This is a genomic window from Variovorax sp. 20P10.2.4, from assembly GCF_058244205.1.
The window spans coordinates 1-6,181 of record NZ_JBZAYE010000442.1; the positions used below are offsets into that span (position 1 = coordinate 1).

Consider the following 6,181-nt stretch of genomic DNA (forward strand, 5'->3'; position numbering starts at 1 on the left):
GGAACCGCGGCGCACGCCGCTGTCGAGCAGCAGCTCCACGCGCTCGCCGACCGCCGCGCGGATCGCGGGCAGCATCTCGAGCGGCGTGGGCGCCACGTCGAGCTGGCGCCCGCCATGGTTCGAGACCACGATCGCATCGACGCCGAGCGCCGCGGCCTGGCGCGCATCGTCGGGATGCAGCAGGCCCTTCACGGCGAGCGGGCCGCTCCAGTCCGCGCGGATGCGCTCGAGCGTGCGCCACGTGATCATGGGCGCCGGTGTCAGCGTGCCGTAGAGGTCGGCGACCTCGGACGCGGAGGCGCCGGCGCGGCCATAGGGCGCCCAGTTGCTCATCATCGGGATGCCGCCGCTGCGCAGGTAGCGCAGCACCCAGGCCGGATGGCCGAGCGCCTCGAGCACCACGCCGGGCGTCATCCGGAAAGGGCGCGAGAAGCCGTTGCGCCGGTTGCGCTCGCGGTTGGAGTTCACCGGCACGTCGACCGACACCACCAGCGTGCGCACGCCGGCATCGCGTGCGCGCTCGACGAGATCGGCGTTGATGCGCTCCTCGCGCGTGCCGTAGATCTGGAACCAGACATGCTCGGGCGCGAGCTTCGCGACCGCCTCGACCGAGGCATTGCTCGCGCTCGACAGCAGGAAGGGCACGTCGGCCGCGCGCGCGGCCTGCGCGAGCAGTTCGTCGGCACCCGGATGGAACAGCCCGGCCAGGCCCGTGGGCGAGATGCCGAAGGGGCTCGCATGGCGCCGGCCCAGCAGTTCGGTGGACTGGTCGCGTTGCGACACGTCGACGAGGTAGCGCGGCACCAGCTGGAAGCGGCGGAAGGCCTCGCGGTTGCGCCGCATGCAGTCCTCGTCGTCCACGCCGCCATCGATGAAATCGAAGGCGATCCGCGGCAGCTTGCGCCGTGCCATCGAGCGCAGGTCCTCGAGGTTGACCGCGGTGTCTACGTTCATCGTTTCTCGTCGTGAGTTGTCTCTGCGATCGAGAATATCGAGCGGTCTTTTCGCTGCCCATAGGGCCGGGCAGCGGAGTTTCACAGTTTGAACTTGTCGCGCGGTGCGCCGGTGTTCAAGGCTCGGCGGCCGCGCCTGTGTGCCCCGTCTGCCCCATGTGCATGACACCGCCGAGCAATTCGCGTGCATCCTGCTCCACCGCCGCAGCCACCTCGCCGAGCGCCGCGCGGACTTCGGCCAGCCTCGGCTCGCCGAACTGCTCGGCCAGCCCGGTGAGGCACACCGCGGCCATCGCGCGCCCGTTGTCGGCACACACCGGCACCGCGAAGGCATGCACGCCGGTCACCACGTCGCCGAGATTGACGCCGAAGCCATGGCGCCGCGAGCGGTCGCGCATCTTCTCGAGCGCGTCGAGGCGGCCGCTGCCGCGCTGCGCGATCTCCTGCTGCATGTTGTCGGCGAGGATGTTCTCGGTCTCGAGCGAGGGCAGGGTCTGCAGGATCGCGACGCCGCCGACCGAGGTGAACAGCGGCCGCCGCGTGCCCGCATGCACCATCAGGCCGCGCAGCTCGAGCGAGCCCTGGCGCACCGCGCAGACGTACTCGTTGCCGCTGCGCAGGATCAGCCAGGCGATGGCCTCGGTCTGCGCCGCCAGCTTCGCCAGGCGGCGTTCGCACGCCTGCTGGAAAGCCGCGTAGCCGGGCAGCGAGAGGCCGAGCTCGTACAGCATCGGGCCGGGGAAGTAGTGCTTGTCGGTGCTGCGCTGCTGCACGAAGCGTTCGCGCACCAGGCACGAGAGCACGCGGTGCACGGTGCCCTTGTCGACCTCGCAGCGCGCCGCGAGGTCCGACAGCCGCCAGCCGAACTCGCCGCGCGCGGCCAGCTCGCGCAGGATGCGCAGGGCGCGCTCGATGCTCTGCGTGCCGTGGGAGATGGAGGGCTGGGGGCTGCGCGAACTTCTCACCGCTCGTGTTCCTTCGATGCGCCTGCGCGGCGTTCCGGGCTGGACATCGATCGCGGCGAAGACGCGGATTATTCGCCGCGTGCCGCGTCAGCCCGCGAAGAAGCGCTCGCGCACCTGCGCGGGCAGCGCGACGCCCGCGGCCTCGGCCGCGCGCAGCACGCTCCAGAAGTAGCGGTAGCTGGCCCGGTCATGCAGTTCGCCCTCGTGCCGTATCGGCCCCCACTGCGCCTCGCTCGCCGCCAGCAGGATCGCGCCGGCGCGCTCGGCCTGGCTCGCATCGGGCGCCATGGCTTCGACGATCGGCCGGATCTGATCGGGATGCACGCTCCACATGCGCAGGAAGCCGAACTCGTGCCGCGCGCGACAGGCGTCGTTGCGCGTGGCCAGCGGATCGCGCAGCGTCAGCGATACGTTGTGCGCCGGCACGAGGCCGTTGGCGAGCGCCGCGGCCACGATGCGCGTCTTGGCGCGCACCAGCAGCGGATGCTCGAACTGGCCGGGGCTGCGCATGGCCTCGAAGCCGATCGCGCCCTGGTGGTCGCTGACGAAATCCATCAGCCCGAAGTCGAGCACCTCCAGGCCCGGCAGTGCCGCGATCTCGAACACGTCGCGCAGCGCGCCATGGGTCTCGACCAGCACATGGACCGGGATGGCGCGCGCGAGACCGGCCGCAGCGCGGCGCCGCTCGATGTGTTCGAGCATGGCGATGACGTCGGCGGTGCGCTGCGCCTTGGGCAGCGTGAGGTAGGCCAGCCGGTCGCCGGCTTCGCCGACCAGCGTGTCGACGTCCGCGCGCCAGAAGGCCGACGAGGCATCGTGCACGCGCGCGCCGACCCGGCCGTGGCGGTTGGCGTCCGAGGCGATGGCGCGCGCGGCCATCTCGGCGTGCGCCTTCTCCTCGCCTGCCGCGGCGCCGTCCTCGCAGTCGCAGGTCAGGTCGAAGACCGGGCCGAGTTCGGACTGCAGCTGCAGCGCCTTGTGGATCAGCTTCTCGCTGCCCGCGTAGTGCTCGCAGGGCGCGAGGGCGGGAATGAGCTTCTCGCCGGAGAACAGCGCGGCTGAGGGATGAACGGGCGTGGAATGCATGAGCGCTTGTCGTGAGTGAAAGGAGACCGGGTCACAGCGCATGCGCGGCACGCAGCCGCGCCAGCGCTTCGGCATCGAGGCCCAGCAGTTCGCCGAGCACCTCCTGCGTGTGCGCGCCGAGCGCGCCGCCCAGGTGGCGCAGCAGCGGCGGCGTCTTCGACATCCGCGGCACGGCGGCCGGCACCACGAGCTCGCCCACGCGCGGGTCCTGCACCCGCTGCAGGTTGCCGCGTGCCGCGTACTGCGGGTCGGCGAAGATGTCGTCGATCGCCATGATCGGCCCGCAGGGCACGCCGGCCGCGTCGCAACGTGCCACCGCCTCGTCGAGCTCGAGCCGGCCGATCCAGCCGGCGATGGCGGCATTGATCTCGGCGCGACCCGCGAGCCGCTGCGCATTGGTCGCGAAGCGGTCGGGCGCCACGAGCTCGGGCCGTTCCATCAGGTGGGCCAGGCGCTCGAAGATCTTGTCGCTCGAGCAGGCCAGCGCCACCCACTTGCCCTCGGCCGTCTGCCAGTGGCCATGCGGCACCACGTGCGGCACGTCGGCGCCGAGCCGCTGCCGCACCTCGCCGAACTTGCCGTAGGCCGGCACCAGTTCGTCGAGCAGCCGGAAGATCGATTCGTAGAGCGAGACGTCGATGACCTGGCCCTCGCCGGTCTGGTCGGCGACGCGCAGCGCCAGCAGCACGCCGAGCGCGCCCCACAGGCCCGAGATGTAGTCGGCCAGCGAGGTCGAGCCCGGCACCACGGGCGGCCCGTCGCTCATGCCCGCGAGGTGCGAGAGCCCGCCGAAGCCGTGCGCCACGCGCGCGAAGCCGGGCTTCTCGCGGTAGGGGCCGGTCTGGCCGTAGGCGCTCACGCGCAGCAGCACGATGCGCGGATTGGCCTTGCGCAAGGTCTCGAAGTTCAGGCCCCAGCGCTCCATGGTGCCGGGGCGGAAGTTCTCGAGCACGGCGTCGGACTGCGCCACCAGCCGGAGGAACAGTTCGCGGCCCTCGGGCACGCGCAGGTCCAGCGTCACGAAGCGCTTGTTGCGCGCCTCGCTGAGCCACACCAGGGTGTCGCCGCATTCGGTGGGCGTGCCGAACTTGCGCAGCGGATCGCCGCCCTCGGGCTGCTCGATCTTGATCACGTCGGCACCGAAGTCCGCGAGGATGGTGCCGCTGAAGGGCGCGGCCACGAAGGTCGCGATGTCGAGCACGCGCACGCCGGCCAGGGGGGCGGATGGAGCCTCTGCCATCTCAGCGCCGATCGGCGTTGCCGCCCGTGTGCCGGTCGATCGTGGCCTGGCGCTGCTGCAGCGAGCGCGCGAGCTTGGCATGGGCCAGGTCGATCAGCACGCCCTTCTCGCCGATGGCCCCGTTGCCCTGCGCGGCGGCCGCTTCGAGCGTGCCGAGCACCTTGTCGGCCCAGGCCAGTTGTCCGGCCGAGGGCGAGTAGACCTCGTTGGCGATCGCCACCTGCGAGGGATGGATGGCCCACTTGCCCTCGAAGCCCAGCGCCGCCGAGCGCGTGGCCGAGGCGCGGTAGCCCTCGGCATCGCCGAAGTCGGTGAAGGGCCCGTCGATGGCGCGCACGCCGTAGGCGCGGCAGGCATTGGCGATGCGCGCGAGCGCGAAGTGCCACTGGTCGTTCCAGTGCCGGTGGCGAACGCCCTGCGCGTCGGGGGCGGTGAGCACCGCATAGCGCTCGCTCGGCGTGCCGAACACGAAGTCGTTGGTGCGCATGTCGACCGTGTAGTCGCCGACGCCGAAGATCATCGCCTCCAGCCGGTCGGACGAGGCGGCGATCTCCTCGGCATGCGCGACGCCCTGCGAGGTCTCGATCAGCACCTCGATGCCCACGCGCTTGTCGCGCCCCTTCTCGCGTTCGATGGCCGTCAGCACCTGCGCGACGAACTGCACGTCGAAGGCGGTGCCGGCCTTGGGCAGCAGCACCATGTCCAGCCGCGGGCACTCGCTCACGATGTCGACCAGGTCGCGCAGGGCCCAGGGTGTGTCGAGGCCGTTGATGCGCACGGCCATGCTCTTGCGGCCCCAGTCGAGCGCGTTGAGGGCCTCGACGGCCTGGCGCCGGGCCTGGTCCTTGAAGGCGTCGGCCACCGCGTCCTCGAGGTCGAGGAAGACGACGTCGGCATCGCTCGCGCAGGCCTTGGCGAAGAAGCGTTCCGAGGTGGCGGGCACCGCGAGTTCGGAACGTTGGAGGCGCTGGCGGCGCGGCGGGGTGAGGGTGGCGGACACGAAGGCTCCTGTGGCGGATGAAAGAGTGTGGGATTGCGGCCGGCCTACTGGTTGACCTTGATGCCGTTGGCGACGATCAGCTCGGTCCACTTCGGGACCTCGGCCTTGACAAAGGCGCCGAAGGCACCGCCGCCGCGCAGGTCGGGCAGCGCGCCGCGCTGCGTCATCGCCTCCTGGATCGCGGGGTCGGACATCACGCGGTGGATGCCCTGCTCGGCGGCCGCGACCACGGCCGGCGGCGTGTGCAGCGGCAGCAGGAAGCCGGCCCAGCCGACGGCCTCGACGCCCGGGAAGCCGCTCTCGGCCACGGTCGGCACGTCGGGCAGCTGCGGCACGCGTTTGGCCGAGGTGACGGCGAGCGCCTTGAGCTGCCCGCTGCGCACGTAGGAGATGGCGGCCGAGACCGTGTCCACGCCCAGCGTGACCTGTCCGCCCAGCAGGTCGCTGAGCATCACGCCGCTGCCGCGGTAGGGTACGGCCACCACGTCGATCTGCGCCTTGGCCTTGATCAGTTCGCCCGCGAGGTGTGGCGAGGTGCCCAGGCCGGCCACGCCCCATTTCTCGGTGCCGGGCTTGCGCTTCGCGGACTCGACCAGCTGCCTGAACGAATCGATGCCGGCCGCGGGATTGGCGAGCACCACCAGCGGCGAGAGAAACAGGCCGTGCACCGGAATGAAATCGGCCAGCGGGTCGTAGGGCAGCTTCTTGCCGTAGAGCCCGGGGTTGATCGCCATCGGCCCGCTGCCGCCGACCGTCAGCGTGTAGCCGTCGGGCGCGGCATTGCGGCCCGCGAGCATGCCGGGGATGCTGGCGCCGCCGCCCTTGTTGTCGATGAACACCTGCTGCGGCCACAGCTTGCCGAGTTCGATCGCGACCATGCGGCCGAACAGGTCGGCCGACTGACCCGTGGTGTAGGGCACGAGGATGCGCACCGGCT

6 protein-coding genes are annotated in these 6,181 nt (G+C 71.4%); all 6 read right to left on the reverse strand.

What is annotated here, in order from left to right; all coding sequences use genetic code 11:
- Positions 1-954, reverse strand: a 954-nt coding sequence (locus AC27VN_RS29660) for an alpha-hydroxy acid oxidase (protein WP_490878860.1), incomplete at its 3' end; no start/stop codon positions are given.
- Between the two features lie 115 nt (positions 955-1,069).
- On the reverse strand, positions 1,070-1,918 hold the full coding sequence (locus tag AC27VN_RS29665) for an IclR family transcriptional regulator (protein ID WP_490878861.1): 849 nt from the start codon (positions 1,916-1,918) through the stop codon (positions 1,070-1,072).
- 87 nt (positions 1,919-2,005) lie between these two features.
- Positions 2,006-3,004, reverse strand: coding sequence for an HpcH/HpaI aldolase/citrate lyase family protein (locus AC27VN_RS29670; protein ID WP_490878862.1), 999 nt, complete (start codon positions 3,002-3,004; stop codon positions 2,006-2,008).
- 31 nt (positions 3,005-3,035) lie between these two features.
- The gene (locus tag AC27VN_RS29675) at positions 3,036-4,244 is read right to left on the reverse strand and encodes a CaiB/BaiF CoA transferase family protein (protein ID WP_490878863.1); all 1,209 of its coding nucleotides are present in this window, start codon (positions 4,242-4,244) and stop codon (positions 3,036-3,038) included.
- A 1-nt stretch (position 4,245) separates the two neighbouring features.
- Positions 4,246-5,244 (reverse strand): HpcH/HpaI aldolase/citrate lyase family protein, encoded by a 999-nt coding sequence (locus AC27VN_RS29680; protein ID WP_490878864.1) that lies wholly within the window; start codon positions 5,242-5,244, stop codon positions 4,246-4,248.
- A 44-nt stretch (positions 5,245-5,288) separates the two neighbouring features.
- Positions 5,289-6,181: Bug family tripartite tricarboxylate transporter substrate binding protein (locus AC27VN_RS29685; protein ID WP_490878865.1), on the reverse strand; the 893-nt coding region annotated here is incomplete at its 5' end.